This is a genomic window from Streptomyces enissocaesilis, assembly GCF_039533765.1.
Taxonomy (GTDB): Bacteria; Actinomycetota; Actinomycetes; order Streptomycetales; family Streptomycetaceae; genus Streptomyces; species Streptomyces enissocaesilis.
In genome coordinates this window covers 118857-141278 of sequence record NZ_BAAAUD010000035.1, presented here as the reverse complement: position 1 = coordinate 141278, position 22422 = coordinate 118857, and the positions used below count along the sequence as shown (strand labels likewise).

Here is a 22422-nt window from a genome sequence, read left to right as displayed (position 1 = left end):
GACCTTCGTGAAGTTCCCCTCCACCCCGGTGGTGACGGCGGAGCCGCCGCCCCCGGGACCGCCGCCGCTCGCGATGAAGTAGTGGATCTCGCCCTTCTGTGCGTACGCCTTGAACTCGGCCAGGGTCGGGGACGGGTCGCTGCCGTTGAAGCCGCCGATCGCCATCACCGCCTGCTCGGTGGCGAGTTGGTAGCTCGCGGCGTTCTGCGAGCCGATGGCGGCCGCGGCCCAGGTGCAGTCGTCGGCGTCGGCGTCGGCCCGGATCGTGGCCTCCGCCTCGGCGCCGACGCTCCGGCCGTCGAGCAGTCCGCCCGAGGAGCCGCCGGCGCCGCCCGAGTCGCCCGTACCGCTCTCGCGGGCCGTGCCGGGCCCTTCGGGGAAGCCGCCGGGCATCGCACCGCCCGGCCGGCCGCCGGGACCGCCCGGCCGCCCCCGTACCCGCCGGGGGCTGCCCCGCGCCCGTACCCGCCGGACGTTCGCCCTCAGCCCCGGCTCCTGGCCGGCCTCCCCCGAAGGATCGCGCCCGGCCCGCTGCACGGACGACATCAGCTGCCCGTCGAGCTGTTCTCCGGGTACGAGCGCAGGGCGATCGTCGTGACCGCCCCGATCACCGCCGCGGCCACCGCGATCAGCGCGAGGACCGACAGCACCAGGCGGCTGCGCAGGGACACCGCTCATCCGCCCGGCTTGATCAGGTACCCCGCCCCGCGCCGGGTGTGGATCATCGGCGGGCGGCCGGCGTCGATCTTCCTTCTCAGGTACGAGATGTAGAGCTCGACGACGTTCGCCTTCCCCCCGAAGTCGTAGCTCCACACCCGGTCCAGGATCTGCGCCTTGCTGAGCACCCGCCGCGGATTGCGCATCAGGAAGCGCAGCAGCTCGAACTCGGTCGCGGTGAGATGAATCCCCTCGCCGCCCCGGGCCACTTCGTGGCTGTCCTCGTCGAGCGTCAAGTCCCCCACCGCCAGCAGCGATTCGTCGCGTACGGCCGCGGCCGCCGTCCCCGACCGGCGGATCAGCCCGCGCAGCCGTGCCACCACCTCCTCCAGACTGAACGGCTTGGTGACGTAGTCGTCGCCGCCCGCCGTCAGCCCGGCGATCCGGTCCTCGACCGAGTCCTTGGCGGTCAGGAACAGCACGGGGACGTCCGGGAGTTCGCAGCGCAGCCGCCCGAGGACGGCGAGGCCGTCCATGTCCGGCAGCATCATGTCCAGTACGACCGCGTCGGGCCGGAAGTCGCGCGCGCGGCGGACCGCGCCGGCGCCGTCACCGGCGCTGCGGACCTCCCACCCCTCGTATCGCAGCGCCATCGACAGCAGCTCGACGAGCGGCGCCTCGTCGTCCACGACGAGCACCCGCACGGGCCCGCCACCGGGTCTGAGCATCTCGGTACGCATGGGTCCAGGCTGGGCGGCGCCTCTGAGAGCGGCCTTTCCCGTTCCTGTGAATCCCCTGAGAAACCAGCACTCGCCCCCGCACCCGCCACCGTCACCGGAGCGCGAAGAGCCGTTCCGCGTTCCCGTGGCAGACACCCCGCAGCCAGTCGTCCCCCAGCCCCAGCCGCTCCAGGGCCTCCAGCTGGTGCCCGTAGCCGTACGGGATGTTGGGGAAGTCCGTCCCCAGCAGAATCCGGTCGCCCAGGTCCGCAAGCCTCCCCAGCTCCCTCTCGGGAAAGGGCATCAGCCGCTCGGAGAAGTCGGTGAAGGCCATGGTCGTGTCGAGCCGGACCTCCCCGTACCGCTCCGCGAGCCCGAGGAAATCGGCGTACTCCGGCATCCCCATGTGCGCCACCACGAGCCGCAGCCGCGGATGCCGCGCCAGCAGCCGCCCGACCGGTCCGGGCCCGGTGTGCTTGCCGGGCACGGGCCCCGAACCGCAGTGCGTCACCACCGGTGTCCCGGCCTCCGCCAGGAGCCCCCACACGGGGTCGAGCAGCGCGTCGTTCGGGTCGTACGCCCCGACCTGGAGGTGGGACTTGAAGACCCGCGCCCCGTTCTCCACGGCCTGCCGCACATACGCCGCCACCCCCTCCTCCGGGAAGAACGTCGCCGTATGCAGGCACTCGGGGGTCCGGGCCGCGAAATCCGCCGCCCAGCCGTTGAGCCAGGCCGCCATCCCCGCCTTGTGCGGATAGAGCATCGAGGTGAAGTGCCGCACCCCGAACCCCCGCAGCAGCGCGGCCCGTTCCTCCTCCTCGTGCCGGTAGGCGATGGGCCACTCCGTCCCGGTCAGCGGCCCGACGGCGTCGAAGTACGCCCACACCTTCCTGAGCACCCGCTCCGGCATGAAGTGCGTGTGCACGTCGATGATCCCCGGCAGTCCGAGCCGCTCCCAGAACCGCCGTACGCCCGCGGCCTCCCCCTCGCCCTCGCCCTCGGGCACGTCCGCACTCCGCGCACGGCGCGGTCCTTCCCCGTACCTCTCGTCCATGCCGGTCACCCTCCCCCGCGGACACCCCCCGGTCCACCCTCCTGGGGCAAGGGATCCCGGGAGGACCCACGCCCCGCCCTCCCGGTCAGAAGAGCCCGCCCTGCACGCCCCGCTCCACGCTCCTCACCGGCACGCCCACGCCCGCCGCCCCGCTCGCCGCCCCGGCCAGCTCCCACCCGCTCATCAGCCGGGTGTCGAGGACCACCACCCCGCCGTCCGCCGTCCCCAGATGCAGATCGGGCCCGGCCGCGGCCAGCAGCCGCCCCGCGACCACCCCGCCCGGGGCCAGTTCGGTCACCACGCCGGTCATCGGCCGCAGCCCCTCCAGCCCGAACACCCCGGCATGGTCCACCGCCTCGAAGGGCGCCCGCTCCAGCGACTCCGGCCAGCCCTCGAGCGCCCCGGCCCGCCGGTGCAGCTCCTCGATCTCCCGCGCCCGCTCCGCCCGCCCCGGCAACGAGGTCCGCACGGCCCGCTTCTCCTTGTACGGGATCCGGTCCGGCACCCCCAGCGCCGCCCGCAGCAGTTCCTCGGTCCGCCGCGCCGCCATCAGCGGCCCGCGCCCCAGCCAACTGAACGCCACCGCCCCCTGCTCCAGCAGCCGCGCGGAGCCGCGCTCGTCCGCCGTGATCCCGACCTTGACCATCCCCGGACCGAACCAGGCCAGGTAGACGGCGTACGGCCGCGGATCGTCCGCCACCGTGTCCGCCGCCACCGACCGCGACCGGTCCAGCCGCGCGCACTCGGGACACTGGCCTCCACTGCTCCGCCCCGGCACCACGGCGCGCAGCGGGCACCCGTCCCGGCGCGCCCCGACGCACCGGCGCTCCGCACCCGTCACCCGGAACGCGATGTCACTCCCGTACGCCGGCTCACTGACCCGCCCGGCCCGCCTCGGACCGCCGTTCCCGCTTCCGCCCTGCCCGTACTCGTACCAGGCAAGCGCCGGCCGCCCCCCTGCCCACCGCAGCCCCCCGCACAGCCAGCCCATCCCCGGAGGCTAACGGCGCCCTCCCCCCGGAACGCAAAAACCGGAGGCCCTGACGATTTCTCGTCAGGGCCTCCGGCCTGTTGTGCACTCGGCAGGATTCGAACCTGCAACCTTCTGATCCGTAGTCAGATGCTCTATCCGTTAAGCTACGAGTGCTTGGCGTCCGGGGCTTTTTCTGCCCCGTCGGCGTTGCGAGAACAACATTACATGACCTGTGCCGTGACGCGAAATCCATTCCCCGCAGCCCTGCTGAGCTGCGAAAACGACCCTCGAACAGCCTCGGAACGACCGAAGCCCCGGTCCAGGGACCGGGGCTTCGGTGATCACGCGCGGAGGCGGAGGGATTTGAACCCTCGATGGGCTTTAAAACCCAAACCGCATTAGCAGTGCGGCGCCATAGACCGGACTAGGCGACGCCTCCAGCACACTCTCGCTTGCGCGAGTGGGTGCGTGCAGATGATGACACAGCCTTGCGGGGTGTCACCAATCGCCGCCCACGGTACTAGGCAGGCGGGCCGCAGAGCAAAGTCTTAGCCGTCGCGCAACGCCGCGGGCCTGTGAGCGTTAGAGAGTGCGGGGCACCCGGCCCCTGTTTTCCTCGCCCCAGGAGTCTGCATGCTGCGTCGCCTCGTCCTCACAGCCGCCGCGTCCGCCGCCGTACTGGCCGCCGCCCTCCCCGGCGCCACCGCCGCGGCCATGCCCATCCCGCTGCCGTCGCTCCAGGAGGTGCTCCCGGTGGCGGACCATCCGCAGGGCCCGCAGGACCGGCTCACCGTGACCACGGCCGAGACGGGCAACCGGGCCGCCAACGGAACGTACGAACTGCGCTGCGGACCCGCCGGCGGCACACACCCCGACGCGCGGTCCGCCTGCAACCGGCTCGACGAGCTGGCCAGGCAGAACGGCGACCCCTTCGCGCCCGTGCCGCAGAACCGGATGTGCACCCACCAGCACGGCGGCCCCGCCACGGCGCGGATCACCGGAACGTGGCACGGGCGGAGCGTCGACGCGAGCTTCAATCGGGGCAATGGCTGCGAAATCTCCCGCTGGCGCGAAATGGAGCCGGTGCTTCCCACCGTGCGTTCCTAGTCCGTCCCTGTTCCGCCTCCAGCAGCGCCACGGGGGGGGCTCGCACCAGGTCAGGGCGTGTGCCACGACGTCCGATGTGCCCCCGACCGCACAGAACCTCGGTGAGAGCTCCCCCTCATCCGCCGTCGCGCGCCCACCGCCTGCCTTTAGACTCCCTCCAGTGACAGCTTGCGGCCCGAGGGTCAGAATGAGGCCGGTTGTCGGCAAGGTGCAGTAGTTCAGGGAGGAACCGTCGACGTGAGCAGCAGGCCATCCCGAGGCGCTGCTCGCCTCGCAGCGATACTCGACGCGCTCCCCGACGGGTTGTTGCTCGTCAATTGCAACGGCACCGTCGTCAACGCCAACACCATCGCCCTGGAGATGTTCGAGTCGCCGGGCACCGGGCTCGTCGGGCGCGGGCTGCTGGATCTGCTGCCCTCCTTCGACTCGAAGCTGATCCCGGGATCGATGCGGCGGGCCGACGGCGCGGACGACCAGGGACGTACGAAGCCGACCCGGATGATCGCGCGGCGCACGGACGGGACGGAGTTCCCGGTCGAGGTGACCAGCGCGAACCTGGAGGACGGCCGGGACGCGTACGCCTCCCACACCGAGCGCCCCGGCTACACCGGCGACGAACTGCTGATGCTCGTCGTGCGCGATCTGTCGGGCACCGTCGACACCGAGGCGGAGCTGGCACGTTCGCAGCGCCAGACCGAGATGATCCTGCGGGCCGCGTCCGAGGGCGTCGTCGGGACCGACACCGACGGGCGCGTGGTGCTGGTCAACCCGGCCGCCGCGCAGATGCTCGGTTACCGCGCGAGCGACCTCGGCGGCAAGGAGCTGCACACCCTCGCGATCCACTCGCGCGCCGACGGCAGCCCCTTCCCGTACGACGACTCGCCCCTCGCCGACACCCTCAAGTCCGGGCGCAAGCACCGGGTGCGCGGGCAGGTCCTGTGGGCGAAGAACGGCAAGCCGGTGGCGGTCGACCTGACGACCGCCCCCGTGCGGGACGGCGACCAGCTGGTCGGCGCGGTGATGACCTTCACCGACCGCCGGCCGTACGACGAACTGGTCGAGAAGCAGGCCGAGGTGCTCGGCCGTGAGAAGCGGCGGTACGAGGAGATGGCCGCGCGCCACGCCCAGCTGACCGCCGTACTGGGCGACTCGCTGCGCGGGCCGCTGGAGGAGCTGCGGGGCGAGCTGGGGACGCTGGCGTCCGACCCCGGCGGGCAGCTGTGGCCCGAGGCCAACCAGATCCTGCACCATCTGGCCGCCGGGTACGCCCGGATGACGACCCTCGTCGACAACGTGCTGGGCTTCCAGCGCCTCGCGGCGGGCACGGAGCGGCTGGACAAGAAGAAGGTGCTGCTCGACGGCGTCGTGGCGGCCGGTGTCGAGGGCGCGATCGAGCTGATCGGGCCCGGACGCGCGCAGTTCGCGGTGCACGCGCCGCCGATCGAGGCCGAGGTGGACTCCGGGCGGCTGGCGACGGCGCTCGCCCACCTGGTCGCCGACGTGGCCGGGATCGACTCGACGGGCAACGCCCCGGCGGCGGCGCCCGGCGGCGGGCACACGGACTCGACGATCGTGGTCGCGGCGGCGCAGCGCGGCGAGGTCGTACGCATCGAGGTGCGCGGTCCGTACGCCGGGGGAGACCCGGTGCACGAGCCGATCGTGCGCGGCATCGTGGCGGCGCACGACGGTGTGCTCCAGACGCATGAGGTGCCCGGTATGGGCGGAAGCGCGTACGTACTCGAAGTGCCGCTGGGCGCGGGTGCGGGGGCGACGGCCCCGGCGCAGGACAAGGCGGCCGTGACCGCTCCCGACCCGGTGCCGGTGCCGGCGCAGCAGTCGGCGCCCACGGACGGGGCCGGACGGCGGGCACGGCGGGGATCCACGGACGCCTTCCTGGAGCTGGAGAGCAAGAGCGCGGCGGCCGAGCCGGGTGACGAGGGCGCCGACGGTGAGGCGGCGCCCACCGGGCGGCGCCGGGCGCGGCGCGGCGGGCCGGGCGCGGCCGGCGCCGCAGGTCCGCAGGAACGCATTCCGGCGCAGGGCGCGGGGGACGGCGGCCCGGGTGTCCCGGCCCTCGGTCCGGGGTCCGGCGGCACGGGGCGCAGGCGCGGGCGGCCGAGTCCGGTCGAGGGGCGTACGGGCGGGGACGGTGGCGGCGCGGAACTGCGTGCCGCGCTGCCCGCCGCCGGTCCTTCCGCCGCTCCCGCCGCTCCCGGTGCCGTCTCGGAGGGCTCCGTCGTGACGGCCTCCGAAGGGGCGCACGGAACCGGGCGCGCCGCGCGCGGGGAGACGGTGCCGCCCCAGGGGGTGCCCGTCGACGTACCGGGGGCGGCAGGGCAGCGCGTTCGGCGCGTCGGCAACGAGGCGCACGAGAACGCTCTTCCCGCACTGTCCGCCGCGCCGCCCGCCGGGGGCGAGTCCCCGCAGCAGTCTTCCGGGCGGCGTGCGCGCAGGGCGCTCGCGCCGGCGCAGGAGCGTTCCCCCGAGGCCCCTCGCAGCGCGTTCGCGCTGCCGCCGGCCGACGCCGACCGCGTGCCGCCGACGGCGGGCGAGGCGGACGCCTCGCTGCCGGGGCGCCACGACGCCGTACGCACCACTCCGGACACGGACCGCACTCCGCCGCAGCCGCACCCCGCCCCGGCGCCCACGGGGCGGCGCAGGGCGCGCAGGGACGTTCAGCCGGGGCAGCCGGGGCAGCCGGGGCAGGCAGAACAGCTGGGGCAGGCAGGACAGCCGGCGCAGCCCGACTGGGCGGCGAACGGGACTCCGGGGCGCCCAACGGCCGCGCCCTCCCCGAGCGACGCGGAGGAGCGACAGGCGGAGGAGGCGGGAGCGGGAGCCGGGTCTTCGGCTCCGGACGCCCCCAGCGCCCCTCACGACACCGCGCGGACGGCCGGCGCCGCCTCCGCGCCCCCGGGCTGGTCCACCTCTCCCGGCGGGACCACCACCACGGCCACCGGTACGACCCAGACCTGGCCCGCTCGCGACTTCGCGGCGGGAGCGAACGAGGACGAGGCCGAACAGCACGGGGGCGGCCCGAACGGCGCCGCATCCGCCCCGGCTCCCGCCACCACGCCCGCTCCGGTTCCGGCTCCGGCTCCCACGCCCGCTCCGGCCGCCGGGCCGCAGCAGCCGCGTACCGCGCAGCCGTTGCCGCCCGCCCAGCCCGTGCCCGCCGACTCCTCGCAGGGCCGTGCGTTCAGCGTGCGCACCCTCGGCCAGGGCATGCCGTTCGCGCAGCAGATCGCCCAGCAGCAGAACCAGGCCCTGGGTTCGGGCCGGCGCCGCAAGCTCGCCGCCGGGCCCACCGAGGCGGAGCAGCCCGTATCCGCCGAGGGCTCCGAGGCCCCGGAAGGCGCCGAGCCCGCCGCCCGCCCGCACCCGCATACCCAGGGCCCGCTCCAGCACCGGCTGCCGGCCCAGGCCGAGGGGCGCGCGTACGCCATAGGCGCACCCGACGAGGGCTCCGAGGGGCCCGAGCCGCTGGACGGCCCCAACGGCGCCGTGGAGGTGGCCAACCGGCCCCAGCCGCAGCCCGTCGACGACGAGCTGCCCCCGGAGCCGCTCGACAACCCGCGCCGCCTGCTGGTGTGGCCGGCCCCCGACCCCTCGACGCAGCAGGCGCTGTGCGACCGCGGCTACCGTCCGGTGATCGTCCACTCCCGCGAGGAGGTGGACGCGCAGATAGCGGCTTTCCCCGCCGCGCTGTTCGTCGACCCGCTGACCGGGCCGATCACCCGTACCGCGCTCCAGTCGCTGCGCCAGGCCGCCGTCGCCGCCGAGGTCCCCGTCCTGGTGACGGCCGGGCTCGGGCAGGCGACGCGTGAGGCGGCGTACGGCGCGGACCCCGCCGTACTGCTGAAGGCGCTCGCGCCGCGCGACAGCGAGCAGCACCCGTCGCGCGTCCTGCTGATCGACGAGCACGAGGAGATCGCGCTCGCGCTCACGGAGACGCTGGAGCGGCGCGGCCTTCAGGTCGCGCGCGCCGCGACGGACACCGAGGCGGTCGCGCTGGCGACGCGGATGCGGCCGAACCTGGTGGTGATGGACCTGATGCAGGTACGCCGCCGCCGCGCCGGGATCGTGGACTGGCTGCGCGCGAACGGGCAGTTGAACCGCACTCCGCTGGTCGTCTACACCTCGGCCGGACTCGACGAGGGCGAACTGCACCGGCTCGCCTCGGGGGAGACGGTGCTCTTCCTCGCGGAGCGCTCGACCAGCGGTGAGGTGCAGGGCCGGATCGTGGATCTGCTCGCGAAGATCGGCACCAACTGAGCCGTGGCCGGTGCGGAGTGAAGGGGACCCGCGTCGTCGCGGGTCCCCTTCGGCAGTCCGGCTCGGCAGTCCGGCTCGGGGGTCCGGTTCAGCAGTCCAACCGGGGCGTCAGAACTTCGTGACGTCCAGCTCGCCGTCCGCGTACTGCCTGCGGATCACCTTCTTGTCGAACTTGCCCACGCTCGTCTTCGGCACGGCCGGGACCGTCGCCCACCGCTCCGGCAGCTGCCACTTCGCGATCTTGCCGGCGAGGAACGCCCTCAGCTCCTCGTAGTCCGCGGTCGCGCCCTCCTTCAGCACCACCGTCGCCAGCGGGCGCTCGCTCCACCTGTCGTCCGGTACGGCGACGACGGCCGCCTCCGCGACGTCCGGGTGGGCCATCAGGGCGTTCTCCAGCTCCACGCTCGAGATCCACTCCCCGCCGGACTTGATGACGTCCTTCGCCCGGTCGGTGAGGGTGAGGTAGCCGTCGGGGCTGATGACGCCGATGTCGCCGGTCCTGAGCCAGCCGTCCGCGCTGAACTTGTCGTCCGGCCTGAAGTCCTCGCCGGCCGCGCCGCCGTAGTACGCCCCCGTGATCCAGTTGCCGCGTACCTCCAGCTCACCGGCCGACTCGCCGTCCCAGGCGAGGACGTCGCCACCGGACCCGACCAGGCGCGCCTCGACACCGGCCGGGAAGCGGCCCTGCGTGACGCGGTACGGCCACTCCTCCTCGGGGGTGAGTCCGGCCGGCGGGTGGGCCATGGTGCCGAGCGGCGAGGTCTCCGTCATGCCCCAGGCGTGGCACAGGCGCACCCCGAGCCTGTCGTACGCCTCCATGAGGGCGGGTGGGCAGGCCGCGCCGCCGATGGTGACGCTCGCCATGGAGGAGAGGTCGCGGGGGCGGGCCGTGACCTCGGCGAGCAGGCCCTGCCAGATGGTGGGGACGGCGGCGGCGTGCGTCGGCTTCTCGCGCTCGATCATCTCGGCGAGCGGGGCGGGCTGGAGGAACCGGTCCGGCATGAGCATGTTGACGCCGGACATGAAGGTGGCGTGCGGCACCCCCCAGGCCATGACGTGGAACTGCGGCACCACGACGAGGGTGGTGTCGCGGTCGGTCAGCCCCATCGACTCGGTCATGTTGACCTGCATGGAGTGCAGGTAGAGGGAGCGGTGGGAGTAGACGACGCCCTTGGGATCGCCGGTGGTGCCGGAGGTGTAGCACATGGCCGCGGCGGCGCGTTCGTCCAGTTCGGGCCAGTCGTACGTGGTGGGGCGGTCCGCTATCAGGTCCTCGTACTCGTGCACGCGCGGCGCGCAGCCGTCGAGGAGCGAGCGGTCGCCGGGACCCGACACGACCACGTGCTCGACGGTCCTCAGGTGCGGGAGGAGCGGCGCGAGCAGCGGCAGCAGCGAGCCGTCGGCGACGACGACGCGGTCGGCGGCGTGGTTGACGATCCAGACCAGCTGTTCGGGGGGCAGGCGCAGATTGAGCGGGTGGAGCACGGCGCCCATGGAGGGGATGGCGAGATACGCCTCCACGTGCTCCGCGTTGTTCCACATGAGGGTCGCGATCCGCTGGTCGCCGTCGACACCGAGCTCGTCGCGCAGGGCGTTCGCGAGCCGGATCGCGCGCTCGCCGGTCTCGGCGAAGGTGCGGCGCCGGGGCTCGGCCTCACCGGTCCAGGTGGTGACCTGTGAGCGACCGTGGATCGTCATCCCGTGCGTCAGGATGCGGGTCACGGTCAGTGGTACGTCCTGCATGGTGCTCAGCACGGCGTCCTCCCGGTGGGCGCTACGTGGCAGTAATAAGGGTGGCCTGATTCTGCGCACGTACCGCTCGGTATGTCACTACTTCCGGAGATACGAATCGGCTGAGCCCCGCGAGGAGGACCGGGGAGACCCGGTGAGACCCGGGGAGACCCGGTGAGGTCAGCGGGCCGGAGCCAGTTCCGGGTCCTCGCGGAGCTTGCCGAGGGCGCGCGAGACGGCGCTCTTGACCGTACCGACGGAGACGCCGAGGACCTCGGCCGTCTGGACCTCGCTGAGGTCCTCGTAGTAGCGCAGGACGACCATCGCGCGCTGGCGGTCCGGCAACTTCATCACCGCCCGCCACATCGCGTCGCGCAGCGCCTGCTGCCCGGCGGGGTCGGCGGCCGTGGCGGCGGCGGCAGTGGCGGCGGGCTCGGGCAGCTCGTCGGTGGCGAACTCGTCGACCTTGCGCTTGCGCCACTGGGAGGTGCGGGTGTTGATCAGGGCGCGGCGTACGTAGCCGTCGAGGGCGCGGTGGTCCTCGATGCGGTCCCAGGCGACGTACGTCTTGGTGAGCGCCGTCTGCAGCAGGTCCTCCGCGTCGCACGGGTTCGCGGTGAGCGAGCGCGCGGTGCGCAGCAGCACGGGCCCCCGGGCGCGGACGTACACGGAGAACGACGGGTAGGGCGTCGGTGCCGGCGTCGGCGCCCTCGTCGCCGCCTTGGATGCGCTGGTGCAGGCAGGCGTGGTCATGGCTCCACGCTAGGAGCGGGTACCGCGCCGCGGATCGGCCCCAGGTCCCGAAGCCGGATCCGCCTCAGGTTGTAGGGATGGTGCCGGCCCCACCTCCTGAGGGTGGAGGACGCGCGGACCTCCGTAGGGGGCGCGTCTCGGGGGCGGAGCCGGCTCGTCGGCCGTTGTGGCAGGTCAGGGGCAGGTCAGGGGGGTTTCAGGAGCGGATCAGGAGCGGATCCGGGCGACAGGCGCGTCCACCGTGTTGCGGTCGATGCTCAGGCGCCGGCCTCCGTGCTTCTCCGTGACGTTTCCGGCGTACTGGTGGATGCGGCGGTGCGGCGTCCAGGCCCGGTCGGACAGGGACCGCTCGCCGTACAGCGACGGTTTGCCGTTCCAGCGGGCGAACCACATCGCCGACGGCAGGTCCGCCTCCTTCGCCTTGCGGGCGCGCTCCATGTGCCGCACGCCGGAATCCGCGCTGCTGTAGAAGCCGGGGAGGTACGCGTACTTGCGCACTTCGCGGCTCCAGCCGCGGACGAAGTCGAGGGTGGTGCGGGCGCAGCGGCTGTTTCCCGCGTCGTACGCCTCCATGTCGAGGTAGAGCGCGCTGCCCTTGAGCATGCCCAACGCCTTCGCCGCGCGGACCGCCTGCCTGGCCTCCTTCTTGCCCTGGCGCCAGGGCGCGTTGCCCATCCTGACGTGCCGCTTGTTCTTGGCCACTACGCAGGGGGACTGCGAGCCGACGAAGACGGGCAGCACCCGCCAGCCCGTCCGGTCCACCTCCGCCACCCACTTCTTGGTGAGGTTGCGCTGCTTGGGGCAGGCCCGGCCGCGGCCTCCGAAGTAGACGCCGACGGCCCGGTACGGGGAGGAGCGCCAGGCCCGCATGGTGGAGAGGGACGGGGTCAGGCAGGTGTCGAAGGCCCGGCCGCGGAAGGTCACGGTGGGGGCCGCGGCGGGGGCGGGGGCCTGAGCGGGGGCCGGGACCGGGGCCGGCGCTCTCGACTGTGCGTCCGCCTGGTGCGGAACGCCCAGCACTCCGAGCACGGCCACCAGCGCGACTGCGTATCCGAGGAGTCTCTGCAGGTACATGGGGAGAGTGAACGTGCCCCGGGTGCCGCCGGGCGCCTCTCACACCCCGCCGTCAGCCATCCGCGCCCAGGTTCAACCCGGACGTGGGAACTCCGTACCCGGCCGGCCGTATCCGGGCGCGGCCGCGCCCCGGAACGGGAACGGCCTGCGTGACAGTGCCGTCGGCACCGTCACGCAGGCAGTCATTCACCCCGCAGCACAGACCCCGGCCGGGCCGCGGCTCACCAGAGCTCGGTGAAGTTCACCGCGACGTTGTCGTTGGACTGGTCGATCGCCGTGAAGCCCCAGCCGTTCACGTTCGCCGTGTTGTTCTGGTTCGACGCACCGGCACCCGTCGCGACCTGCTGCGTGGTGGACGAGTTGCCGTAGTTGTCGTTACCGACACCGCTGCCGCCGATCGTGGCCACGCTGGCGTTGGATCCGTCGTTCGCGAAGGAACCGTTGTTCGCGAGGGCGACGCCCGAGAAGAGAGCGGCCGCGAGGGGCAGGGCGGCAACGGCGGCGATGACGCGAGCGGTACGGATGTTTGCCATGTGAATTCCTCCGTGGGCTGTAAGTACGGCTTGTTCCGGGGCAGTTGGCCGACTGCCTCAGCGCTGGTCACGACGTCGCGAGATCAGAATTGCCCACCGAATCCCCGGCGAACCAGGCCGGAGGCCCTTATTCCCCCTCAAGCGTGAGGACATGTCGATAAACACCCTTCGCGCCCCCAAAACCCCAGCTCACCCCTGCCACACCTCACTCCCCGGACCCGCCAAGGGAAAAAGCGCCCCCACCCCTTTCCGGCCACCCCCTCCCCTCGTCCGCCCCCCTTCCTTTCTTCGAACGTACGTACGAAAATAGATCCATGGCCACCTACGACCGGCGCACCGCCACCCTGGCCCTCGCCCACGCCCTCTCCGCAGCCGAGCGCGGGCTCCCCGTCATCCCCCTGTCCCGCACCAAACTCCCCGCCCTGCGCTCCCCGCACCGGGACGCCCCCGAGCCGTTCCTGTGCCGGGGCGAGTGCGGGCGCCCGGGGCACGGCGTCCACGACGCCACCGCCGACCCCGCCGCCGTCCGCGCCCTCTTCGCCGCCGCCCCCTGGGCGACCGGTTACGGCATCGCCTGCGGCCGCTCCCCGCACCACCTCATCGGCATCGACCTGGACACGAAGTCGGACACCGACGCCACCGCCTCCCTCAGGCACCTGGCGCTGCGGCACCTCTTCACGATCCCCGAGACCGTCGTCGTCCTCACCCCCAGCGGCGGCCGCCACATCTGGCTGACCGGCCCGCCCGGCGTCACCGTCCCCAACTCCGCGAGCCGCCTCGCCCCCGGCATCGACATCCGCGGCGCCGGCGGCTACCTGGTGGGTCCCGGCTCCCTCACCGACCACGGCATCTACCGCACCGCGCCCGGCACCGGCCACCTCGCGCCGGCCCCCTGCCCCAGCGCGCTCCTGCGCCTCCTCGTGCCCCCCGCCCGTTCCCACCCCCGCGCGGGCCCCTCCGCCGACGGGCCCGGGCGCGGCCACGGCCTGGTCCAGTTCGTACGGGCGGCACACGAGGGCCAGCGCAACACCCGCCTGTTCTGGGCCGCTTGCCGCGCGTACGAGGACGGCATCGGCGACTCCCTCGCGGACGCACTCGCCGAAGCGGCCGTCCACACGGGCCTCACCGACCGCGAGGCCCGCGCCACCCTCGCCTCCGCCGCCCGCCTCACCACGGCCTCCTGAGCCCACACACACGCCACCGCGCCCGCGCCCACAGCACCGCGCACACACGGGACACGCCTCGGACACACCGAAGGGACGCCCGGAAACTCCGGACGCCCCTTCGGACGGCCTGCGGTGGGTGTGGGATTTGAACCCACGGTGACTCGCGCCACGACGGTTTTCAAGACCGTTCCCTTAGGCCGCTCGGGCAACCCACCCTCGCGCCACCGGCCCGCGGTGGCGCGAGGACAGCCTAACCGGTCAGCTGTCGTCGCCCTCGCGCTGGCCCAGGGTGACTTCGACCGTCGAGGACTTGCCGTCGCGCTCGTACGTGAGCGTGACCTTGTCGCCCGGCTTGTGGGTCCAGATCTCGCTGATCAGGGTCGGACCGCTGTCGATCACCCGGTCGTCGAGCTTGGTGATGACATCGCCCGCCTTCAGACCGGCCTCGCCCGCCGGGCTGTCCGACGGGACCGCCGGGGTGTCGCCCGTGCCGCGGTCCGCGATGACGGCGCCCCCGTCGCCCTTCGGGTCCATGGAGACCGTGGCGCCGATCACCGGGTAGACCGGCCGGCCCGTCTTGATCAGCTGCTGGGCGACCGTCTTCGCCTGGTTGACCGGGATCGCGAAGCCCAGGCCGATGGAGCCCGCCTGGGACTGGCCGAAGCCACCGGTGCCGGCCGACTGGATGGCCGAGTTGATGCCGATGACGGCGCCGCTCGAATCGAGCAGCGGGCCGCCCGAGTTGCCCGGGTTGATCGACGCGTCGGTCTGCAGGGCGCTCATGTACGACGCCTTGCTGTTCTGGCCGTCGCCCGAGGCCACGGGCCGGTTCTTGGCGCTGATGATGCCGGTGGTGACCGTGTTCGACAGGCCGAAGGGCGCGCCGATGGCGATCGTCGAGTCGCCGACCGCGACCTTGTCCGAATTGCCCAGGGGAAGCGGGGCCAGACCGGAAGGGGCGTTCTTCAGCTTCAGCACGGCCACGTCGTAGCCCTGCGCGCGGCCGACCACCTCGGCGTCGTACTCCTTGCCGTTGGAGAAGGTGACCGACAGCTCGCCACCGTCCGCCGCGGACGCCACCACGTGGTTGTTGGTGACGATGTGGCCCTGTACGTCGTAGACGAAGCCCGTTCCCGTGCCGCCCTCGCCGTCGCCGCCCTGCGCCTCGATGGTGACGACGCTCGGCAGGGCCTTGGCCGCGACCGCCGCGACGGTGCCCGGGTCGCGCTTGAAGTCCTTCGTGTTGCCGGACGCGGAGACGGTGGTCGAGTCGGTGGGGCCGTCGCCCCGCTCGGCGGCCCAGTACCCGATGCCGCCGCCGACGCCGCCCGCGACCAGCGCGGCGGCCAGCACCCCGGCGACGAAACCGCCGGCGCGCTTCTTCTTGTGCGCGGGAGGTACGGGCCCCATGGGCGCACCCCATCCGGGACCGGCGCTGTCGCCGCTGCCACCGCCGCCGTGGGAGGGCGGGGGAGGCGGCCATCCGGCCCCGGGCTCCCCCTGCGACTGCGGATACGGCTGCGAATGCGGAGCGGGAGCCACGGGCTGCGGCACCGGCATGTACCCCGGCTGCGGGGTGGGGGTGTGCCCCTGCGTCGTGGGGTTGTGGGCGGGCCGCTCGGGGGCGGGATTCTGGGCGGACTGGCTCGCGGCGGGCGGCGCCGGCTCGTGGCCGGGGGCCACGGCGTCCGTGCCCGTGGCGTCGGGGGCGGGCCCGGGAGCGGCCACCGGCACGGGAGGTGCTGACGGGGCGGCCGGAACCGCAGTGCCCTCGTTCTCGGTGCTCACAGCTCTCTTCTCCTCGGTACCACGTCGGTCTCGGTCAACGTCACCAGTGTGCAAGTGTCCGCTGTCAGCTTTTCTCACCGCACATCAGACGGCCGTAAGCGGTTCCTGTGCATCCACGGAACATCCTTTACATCGGTCAAAACGCCCGCATCCCGAGAAGGGCCGAACCAGCTCCCCCTGTGACGTGTCTACGCGCCTACCCGCCCTCGGTGACACCATGACGCAGTGACTCACGCACGGCAGCACACCATTCAAGTCGTCGCTCACCGCGGCGCCTCCGAGGACGCCCCCGAACACACCCTGGCGGCGTACACCAAGGCCATCGAGGACGGCGCGGACGCCCTCGAGTGCGACGTACGACTCACCGCGGACGGGCACCTCGTCTGCGTCCACGACCGCCGGGTGAACCGCACCTCCAACGGCCGCGGCGCCGTCTCCGCCCTCGAACTGGCCGACCTCGCCGCCCTCGACTTCGGCTCCTGGCAAGGCGGCGAGGAGTCGCCGGACTGGGACCCGGCCCGGGGGCACGGCCCCGGCGAGTTCACCTCCGTACTCACCCTGGAGCGCCTCTTGGAGCTGGTCTCGGACGCCGGGCGCCGCGTCGAGCTGGCCATCGAGACCAAGCACCCCACCCGCTGGGCCGGCCAGGTCGAGGAGCGGCTGCTCCAGCTGCTGAAGCGCTTCGGCCTGGACGCCCCCGTGGCCGGTGAGCCCTCGCCCGTACGCGTCATGAGCTTCTCGGCGCGCTCGCTGCACCGGGTGGCGACCGCCGCGCCCACCCTCCCCACCGTCTATCTGATGCAGTTCGCCTCCCCGCTCCTGCGCGACGGACGGCTTCCGGCCGGCGCGCACATCGCGGGGCCCGGCATCCGGATCGTCCGCAGCCACCCCCGCTACATCGAACGGCTGCACCGCGCGGGCCACCCGGTGCACGTCTGGACGGTGAACGAGCCGGAGGACGTCGAACTCTGCGAGCGCCTCGGCGTGGAAGCAATCATCACGAACCGCCCGAAGCAGGTGCTTTCCCAGCTCGGTCGCTCATGATTTTCACTACAGGGAGTGCACCGGCGCGTTCGGTCCGTATTCGATCAGTACGAGTGCCTCACTGACCGGCGCCTGGCCGGTTTCCGGTCCAGGCCATGGGGGCATTCACTCCCTGGCGTGGGGCGAAGGAGGTCTCGGGGGTGGCGTTGGTGGTGGCACGAGAAGTGCTCACGTCGTCGAGCATGGCCGTGCCCCATGGCCCTGCGGGCGTGGGTGAGGCAAGACGCCGTATGCGCGACGAGCTGCGTATCAACGGGGTGTCCGATTCGGTCATCGACGATGCCGTACTGATCCTGTCCGAACTGCTCAGCAACTCCTGCCGCCACGGCAGGCCACTGGGCCAGGCCGAGGTGGGCGACGGCGACATACGTGCCGCGTGGCGCGTCGACACGGCAGGCGGGCTGACCGTCGAAGTGACGGACGGAGGCGGCCCCACCCGGCCGGTTCCAGCCACGCCCTCGGTCACCGCACGCGGCGGCCGCGGGCTCAACATCATCACGGCGCTGGCACAGGACTGGGGCGTACGGGACAACGCGTCCGGCGAGGTCACGGTGTGGGCGGACGTCACCGACGGGCATCGGCGCGACGACTTCGCTCAGCGCGTCGCGGTCCCGGAACTGGACTTCGCGGTCCCGTTCGACGACCTGGACTGACCAGGACGCGGACCGCTACCGGCACCGAACCGGTCCGGACCGACCCCGCCGGTCCCGGCCGGGGGCGTCCCAGCGACTAGGCTCGCGCCCGACACAGCACTGCCGTGAACGGGAGAAGCCAAGCCATGGCCAAGAAGCGCCCCCAGCCCGCAAGGGGAACCACGTCGCAGGCCCAGGTGAGCAGCGGGGAGGTGCCGGTCGTCGGAGCCCGCGAGCCCTGCCCGTGCGGCTCCGGCCGTCGCTACAAGGCCTGCCACGGCCGCGCCGCCTCGCACGCCGTCACCGAGCTGGTCCAGCGCCCCTTCGAGGGCCTGGCCGGCGAGAGCGACTGGGTCGCCCTGCGCGAGCTGGTGCCCGCCGCGACCGTACCGCTGACGCTGAGGGACGGGCTGCCGGACGGCGTTCCCTCCGTCACGCTGGCGACCGTACTGCCGATGGCCTGGCCCGCCCTGCGCCGCGACGACGGTTCCGTCCTGCTCGGACTGCAGAACGACACCCCCTCCGGCGACCTCAGCCGCGACCTCGCGGACACCCTGCGGCGCGCGCTGGCCGCGAAGCCCGGCACCCCGGTGACGGCCGAGCGCGCCCCCGCGGACGGACCGCGTCTCCAGGACCTGCTCGACCCGGACGCCGCGTTCGAGCCGGAAGTGCACTCCGGCTTCGAGTTCTGGGTCCCCGACGCGGAGAACGCGACGCCGGAGGTGAGCGCCTCCCTGGAACGCGCCAACGCCGCCGCGATCCCCACCGTCAGGCTGGCCCGCGTCGACGCCGCGTACTGGTGCGAGACCCCCGACAAGAACCACCTGCGCTGGGTCATGCCGCACGCCGAGGAGCAGCTCCTCGACGCGCTCGCCCGGCTGCACGCCGCCGGTACGTCCTCGCTCGGCGAGGGCACCCGGCTCGTCGGTTCCTTCCGGGCGCACGGGCTGATGGTTCCGGTGTGGGACCTGCCGAGCGGGGTCGGGGCGGAGGACGTCGAGAAGCCCGCCGCGGAGTTCGCCGAGCGGCTCGCCGCGGCCCTCGCGTCGGACGCCCCGCCGACCCCGGAGGAGCGCCGCGCGCGGGGCGGACTCACCAACCGCCAGGTGACGCTCAGCTGACCACCGCAATTCCCGCGGGCGGCCGGCGACTCCGGTCACAACTCCCCATATCGGCAGGTAAACCCCTGTCCGAATAGGTGAGATCAAATTTGCCAACCGTGGATATCTTGTTACGGTTTTGAGAGCCCGGTCGCTGGTGCATCCCCCGTCGCCAGCGGCCGGGCCTTTCTGTGCCCCGGCCCCGCCACCCTGTGTCATCGAATGGTCAACGAGGTGCGGGAGTGGCCTAGTTGCTCCCCGAGCGCAGCAGCAGCGGGCCGTTTCCCGCCGCGGCGAACTCCGAAACCGCCGAATAGTGAGCGGCCTTTCCGCGTGACGGTTCACGCGGTGTTTCGCATACTCCCGGCTCGTCCTCGGCGCTCACCACGCAATGCATCTGAACGGTCCGGCCGCCGGGGCCCATCAGAGTGAGTACGGAACGCAGTTCCGTACCCGTGGCATTGCGGTAGTAGGTACGCGCCCATGTGTGGTCGCCGTCGGTCAGCACACAGGTCTGCCCCTCGACACCTTCCGGGGAGCTGAGCTCGGGACCGCACCGCGCGGCCGGGTCGCGGCCGGAGGGAGGGGCGGACGGAGAGACGGGCGAAGGGACGGACGGAGGGGCGGCCAGCGGCGCGGGCGAAGGGGTGGCCCGGGAAGCGCTCCCGGGAACGGTCACGGAGACGCTCCCGGGAAGGGCCGCAGGGGCGCTCCCGGGAACGGTCGCCGGGTCGTTCCCGCGAACGGCCGCGGGGGCTGCCTTGGCGTCGTCGGGCGCGGGCGCGGGCTCGGGCTCCGCCGACGCGCCGGCCAGCGGCAGCAGGACGGTGAACGCCACGACGGCCGCGAGCCCGATCATGCGGAGGTTCAAGGCGGGTCCCACCTGTCAGCTGCCCGGAAGTTCTTGCGGTGAGCCGAAGGTATCGACGGATGGCCCGCACCACGGCCGCCGCGCGCCCGATTCCTCCAGAATCCCCGGAAACACCGGCTCCCCCACACCCGTACGGAGGAGCCGGCGGCGCGTCGTCGTACAACAGCCGCCACCGGCCTCACGCAACACGCACTCAGCACACGCACTCAGCACACGCTTCCGTACGCGCCTCAGTACGCGAGCCGGCTGCCGCCGTCCGGTGCGCCGTTGCTCGCCGCGACCAGCGCGTCCACGACCGCCTCGACATCCGGCAGCCAGGGCGCGGCCGAACCCGACAGGGGTGCCCTCTCCCAGCGCACCTGCCCGGTGCCCGTCTCCGAGGGCGGCAGCACCAGATAGCCGCCCTCTCCGTGGAACCGCAGCGAACTGGGCACCCAGTCCTTGGCGTACAGCAGCTCACCGAGCCGCTCGAGGGAGTACGGGGCGACCAGCAGCGACCAGCGGGTCGGGGTCGCGAGGACCGGGCCGAGGCGCATCCCCATGCCGTCGAGCGCCGTCAGCGCGACGGCGCCGGCGGCCGCCGGGAGGCTGATCGCGCACGGAGCCGCGCCCCCGGTGGCCAGCACGACGGGGGCCGTCGGGCGGTTGGTCCACCACCAGCGGATCATGCGTTCGTCGGTGGTGGCCGCCAGGATGCCCGGGTCGAAGGGGTGCGCACCGGGTACCACGCACTCGGGATCGGGGCAGGCGCAGCCCCGCCCAGGGCCGTCGCGGCCGCCACGGCTGCCGCGTCCGCCGGACGCCTTCATCCCCACGCCGGGGAGTACGGGCCACTGCCAAGCGGTGGCGCAGGTCAGCGCCGCACCGAGCTGGGCAGGCCCCGCGCTCCGCCAGAACCGGAGGAGCCTGCGTCGCCTTCCGAGGATCTCGCGCATGAGCGCTCGTTCCTTTCCGTTGAACGCCGGGGTCCATGTCGCACTATGCGTGCGCATCTTCACTGGTCGTGCACGTCACGTACTGGCTGCGTACTGGTGGCACATCGCCGCGCTTCCAGCCTGCGGCACGGGCAGCCCCTCGGGGCCGAGCGTGAAACGTAGCGGAGGGTGGCGTACGGATGGCGCTTGACTGGTCCGCAGGAGATCCGCAGTGCTGCGGTCCCGCTACTCGGGGATGGGGCACGGCCCGCGGCGGTTAAGACGCCCCGTCCCGCCACCAGGTTCCGAGGCGGTCCCAACTGCCCCTGTCCATCACCGATTAGGTACCCATCACGGCTGGTATGACGCGCTGTTGAACGCCCTCAGTCGACCTCCAATCGCTGCCGTGTCTGGCATTTTTAGGCCAAGTTGACTATCCCCACAGACACCAAGAGTCCCACGATCGCAATGCTGGACATCTCCTCACTTGTGCGTGTACATGTGGGTGTATTGATAGCGGCGCAGAATGACATGGGGGTTTGCGATGCTATTGAGCAGAACGCACCAGCAGGAAAGCCTGCGATCATGAGCGCCCCGCACGTACCGAAAGTGGCTGGAATCGATCCAGCGGTTCCCTCCCCCACCCACAATGCCGCGCCCCTTCCGCCCGCTCCTGCCCCACCCGCCGCGGGTGCGGTGCTCCAGGACCGGCTGGCGGGCTGGGTCTCCGACCTCACCACCCTCCATGAACTCACCGAGCGCCTGAACCGCACCCGTTCGACCGACGCCGCGCTGCACGAACTGCTCCGCGCCGGCGCCGCCCTCGTGGGCGCCCGCCGCGGCTTCCTCGTCCTCGAACCGGCCGACGACGCCGGCCCGTCCACCACCGTCGGCCTCGGCCTCGGCCACGCCGACCTCGGCCACATCGAGACCGTGCCGCGCGGCGCCATGTCGTACGGCCGGCTCCTCGACGGCCTCCCCGGGTCCCCCCGCCCGGGCGAGATCGTCCACCCCGACCTCCTCGGCGAGGCGGAGCTCGACCCGCGCCACCGCGAAGTCGCGGCGCGCCTCGGCTACGCCGCCACTTACGCGCTGCCCCTGGCCACCGAAGCGTCCCCGCGGCTCGGCGCGGCCGTCTGGCTGTACGACGAACCGGCCGAACCCACGGGGCGCCGGCGTCACCTCGCCGGTCTCTACACGCGCTACGCCGCCGAACACCTGGCCCGGCTGCTGGAGCTGGAGCACGCCCGCGCGCAGGTGGCGACCGTCGCCGAGGAACTGCTGCCCAGCAGGCTGCCCCGGGTCGCCGGGGTGCGGCTCGCCGCCCGCCACCGCACCGGACCGCACGGCGGCGGCGACTGGTACGACGCGCTGCCGCTGCCCGAGGGCGCCCTGGGACTGGCCGTCGGGTCGGTCTCCGGATCGGGGCCCAGCGCCCTGGCCGCGATGGGACGGCTGCGGGCCAGCCTCCGGGCGTACGCCGTGATGGAGGGCGAGGACCCCGTCGCCGTACTGTCCGACCTGGAACTGCTGCTGCGGCTCACCGAACCCGCCCGGTCGGCCACCGCGCTCTTCGCCTACTGCGAACCCGCCGGGACCTCCCCTGCCGGAGGCCGGGGAAGCCGGATCGTGCTGGCCGGGGCCGGGCACAGCCCGCCGCTCGTCATCGGCGCCCGGCGCACCGAGTACGTCGAGACGTCGCTCTCGGCGCCGCTGGGCATGCTGTCCTGCTGGGAGGCGCCGAGCGTGGAGATCGCGCCCGCACCCGGCGAAACGGTCCTCCTCTACACCGACGGGCTGCTCCAGCGCACCGGCGACCCGATGGACCGCGCTTTCGCACGGCTGCACGCGGCCGCCGCGAGCGTGCCCAGGGCCGACAGGGACGACCCGGGAGCGATCGCCGACCACGTGCTGCGGACCGTGCTGCCGGACGGCGGCGACACGGCCGGCCCGGCGGACCCGGGGGAGGACATCGTGCTGCTGGCCGCACGGTTCGACTGATTCCTCACAGTTGTCCACAGGGCCACGGGC

The 22422-nt window shown here is 73.0% G+C and carries 18 protein-coding genes, 3 tRNA genes and 1 pseudogene; 7 read left to right on the top strand and 15 right to left on the bottom strand.

Features of this window, described 5'->3' with window-relative positions:
• Positions 1–78: 78 nt before the first annotated feature.
• The 7 genes and pseudogenes from ABD374_RS34895 to ABD374_RS17155 all read right to left on the bottom strand — a co-directional run.
• Positions 79–393: pseudogene (locus ABD374_RS34895) on the bottom strand (mannosyltransferase YkcB-related protein); the annotation flags it as partial.
• 152 nt (positions 394–545) lie between these two features.
• On the bottom strand, positions 546–671 hold the full coding sequence (locus ABD374_RS17180; RefSeq protein ID WP_344496088.1) for a hypothetical protein: 126 nt from the start codon (positions 669–671) through the stop codon (positions 546–548).
• A gap of 3 nt (positions 672–674) precedes the next feature.
• Complete coding sequence (locus tag ABD374_RS17175) at positions 675–1397, bottom strand: response regulator transcription factor (protein ID WP_344496086.1); 723 nt, start codon at positions 1395–1397, stop codon at positions 675–677.
• Between the two features lie 91 nt (positions 1398–1488).
• The gene (locus ABD374_RS17170; protein ID WP_344496084.1) at positions 1489–2430 is read right to left on the bottom strand and encodes an amidohydrolase family protein; all 942 of its coding nucleotides are present in this window, start codon (positions 2428–2430) and stop codon (positions 1489–1491) included.
• An 85-nt stretch (positions 2431–2515) separates the two neighbouring features.
• Positions 2516–3421 carry a DUF2797 domain-containing protein gene (locus tag ABD374_RS17165; RefSeq protein ID WP_344496082.1) on the bottom strand — a complete coding sequence of 302 codons (906 nt, stop codon included), beginning with the start codon at positions 3419–3421 and terminating at the stop codon, positions 2516–2518.
• Between the two features lie 83 nt (positions 3422–3504).
• Positions 3505–3577, bottom strand: a tRNA-Arg gene (locus ABD374_RS17160).
• Positions 3578–3751: 174 nt separating this feature from the next.
• Positions 3752–3842 (bottom strand) — tRNA-Ser (locus ABD374_RS17155).
• 194 nt (positions 3843–4036) lie between these two features.
• Between ABD374_RS17155 and ABD374_RS17150 the strand changes: the two genes are divergently transcribed.
• On the top strand, positions 4037–4510 hold the full coding sequence (locus ABD374_RS17150; RefSeq protein WP_344496080.1) for an SSI family serine proteinase inhibitor: 474 nt from the start codon (positions 4037–4039) through the stop codon (positions 4508–4510).
• A 237-nt stretch (positions 4511–4747) separates the two neighbouring features.
• Positions 4748–8785, top strand: a complete 4038-nt coding sequence (locus ABD374_RS17145; RefSeq protein WP_344496078.1) for a hybrid sensor histidine kinase/response regulator — start codon at positions 4748–4750, stop codon at positions 8783–8785.
• Between the two features lie 108 nt (positions 8786–8893).
• On the opposite strand, the gene ABD374_RS17140 is transcribed toward ABD374_RS17145, so the two are convergent.
• The 4 genes from ABD374_RS17140 to ABD374_RS17125 all read right to left on the bottom strand — a co-directional run bounded on the left by ABD374_RS17140 (position 8894) and on the right by ABD374_RS17125 (position 12876).
• Positions 8894–10540 (bottom strand): long-chain fatty acid--CoA ligase, encoded by a 1647-nt coding sequence (locus ABD374_RS17140; RefSeq protein WP_344496076.1) that lies wholly within the window; start codon positions 10538–10540, stop codon positions 8894–8896.
• A gap of 156 nt (positions 10541–10696) precedes the next feature.
• Complete coding sequence (locus tag ABD374_RS17135; RefSeq protein WP_344496074.1) at positions 10697–11269, bottom strand: SigE family RNA polymerase sigma factor; 573 nt, start codon at positions 11267–11269, stop codon at positions 10697–10699.
• A 207-nt stretch (positions 11270–11476) separates the two neighbouring features.
• Positions 11477–12343 (bottom strand): DUF1906 domain-containing protein, encoded by an 867-nt coding sequence (locus tag ABD374_RS17130; RefSeq protein ID WP_344496072.1) that lies wholly within the window; start codon positions 12341–12343, stop codon positions 11477–11479.
• A gap of 221 nt (positions 12344–12564) precedes the next feature.
• A complete protein-coding gene (locus tag ABD374_RS17125) occupies positions 12565–12876 on the bottom strand; it encodes a hypothetical protein (RefSeq protein ID WP_344496070.1) in 312 nt (103 codons plus the stop codon).
• Positions 12877–13190: 314 nt separating this feature from the next.
• Here ABD374_RS17125 and ABD374_RS17120 point away from each other — a divergent pair, with 314 nt between their 5' ends.
• Entirely contained in the window at positions 13191–14060 is an 870-nt protein-coding gene (locus tag ABD374_RS17120) for a bifunctional DNA primase/polymerase (protein ID WP_344496068.1), read from the top strand.
• Positions 14061–14172: 112 nt separating this feature from the next.
• On the opposite strand, the gene ABD374_RS17115 is transcribed toward ABD374_RS17120, so the two are convergent.
• Together ABD374_RS17115 and ABD374_RS17110 are read right to left on the bottom strand one after the other, a co-directional pair.
• Positions 14173–14257, bottom strand: a tRNA-Ser gene (locus tag ABD374_RS17115).
• A 43-nt stretch (positions 14258–14300) separates the two neighbouring features.
• On the bottom strand, positions 14301–15830 hold the full coding sequence (locus tag ABD374_RS17110; protein WP_344496066.1) for a S1C family serine protease: 1530 nt from the start codon (positions 15828–15830) through the stop codon (positions 14301–14303).
• A 225-nt stretch (positions 15831–16055) separates the two neighbouring features.
• Here ABD374_RS17110 and ABD374_RS17105 point away from each other — a divergent pair, with 225 nt between their 5' ends.
• From ABD374_RS17105 to ABD374_RS17095, 3 genes are all read left to right on the top strand, one after another.
• Positions 16056–16874, top strand: coding sequence for a glycerophosphodiester phosphodiesterase (locus ABD374_RS17105; protein WP_344496064.1), 819 nt, complete (start codon positions 16056–16058; stop codon positions 16872–16874).
• Between the two features lie 95 nt (positions 16875–16969).
• A complete protein-coding gene (locus ABD374_RS17100; protein WP_344496062.1) occupies positions 16970–17527 on the top strand; it encodes an ATP-binding protein in 558 nt (185 codons plus the stop codon).
• A 125-nt stretch (positions 17528–17652) separates the two neighbouring features.
• Positions 17653–18627, top strand: a complete 975-nt coding sequence (locus tag ABD374_RS17095; RefSeq protein ID WP_344496060.1) for a DUF5926 family protein — start codon at positions 17653–17655, stop codon at positions 18625–18627.
• A 226-nt stretch (positions 18628–18853) separates the two neighbouring features.
• Here the strand turns inward: ABD374_RS17095 and ABD374_RS17090 are convergent, their stop codons facing one another.
• Positions 18854–19477, bottom strand: a complete 624-nt coding sequence (locus tag ABD374_RS17090) for a hypothetical protein (protein WP_344496058.1) — start codon at positions 19475–19477, stop codon at positions 18854–18856.
• 230 nt (positions 19478–19707) lie between these two features.
• The gene (locus tag ABD374_RS17085) at positions 19708–20412 is read right to left on the bottom strand and encodes a bifunctional DNA primase/polymerase (protein ID WP_344496056.1); all 705 of its coding nucleotides are present in this window, start codon (positions 20410–20412) and stop codon (positions 19708–19710) included.
• A 447-nt stretch (positions 20413–20859) separates the two neighbouring features.
• On the opposite strand from ABD374_RS17085, the gene ABD374_RS17080 reads away from it, so the two are divergent.
• Complete coding sequence (locus ABD374_RS17080) at positions 20860–22392, top strand: PP2C family protein-serine/threonine phosphatase (RefSeq protein ID WP_344496055.1); 1533 nt, start codon at positions 20860–20862, stop codon at positions 22390–22392.
• Positions 22393–22422: the final 30 nt, after the last annotated feature.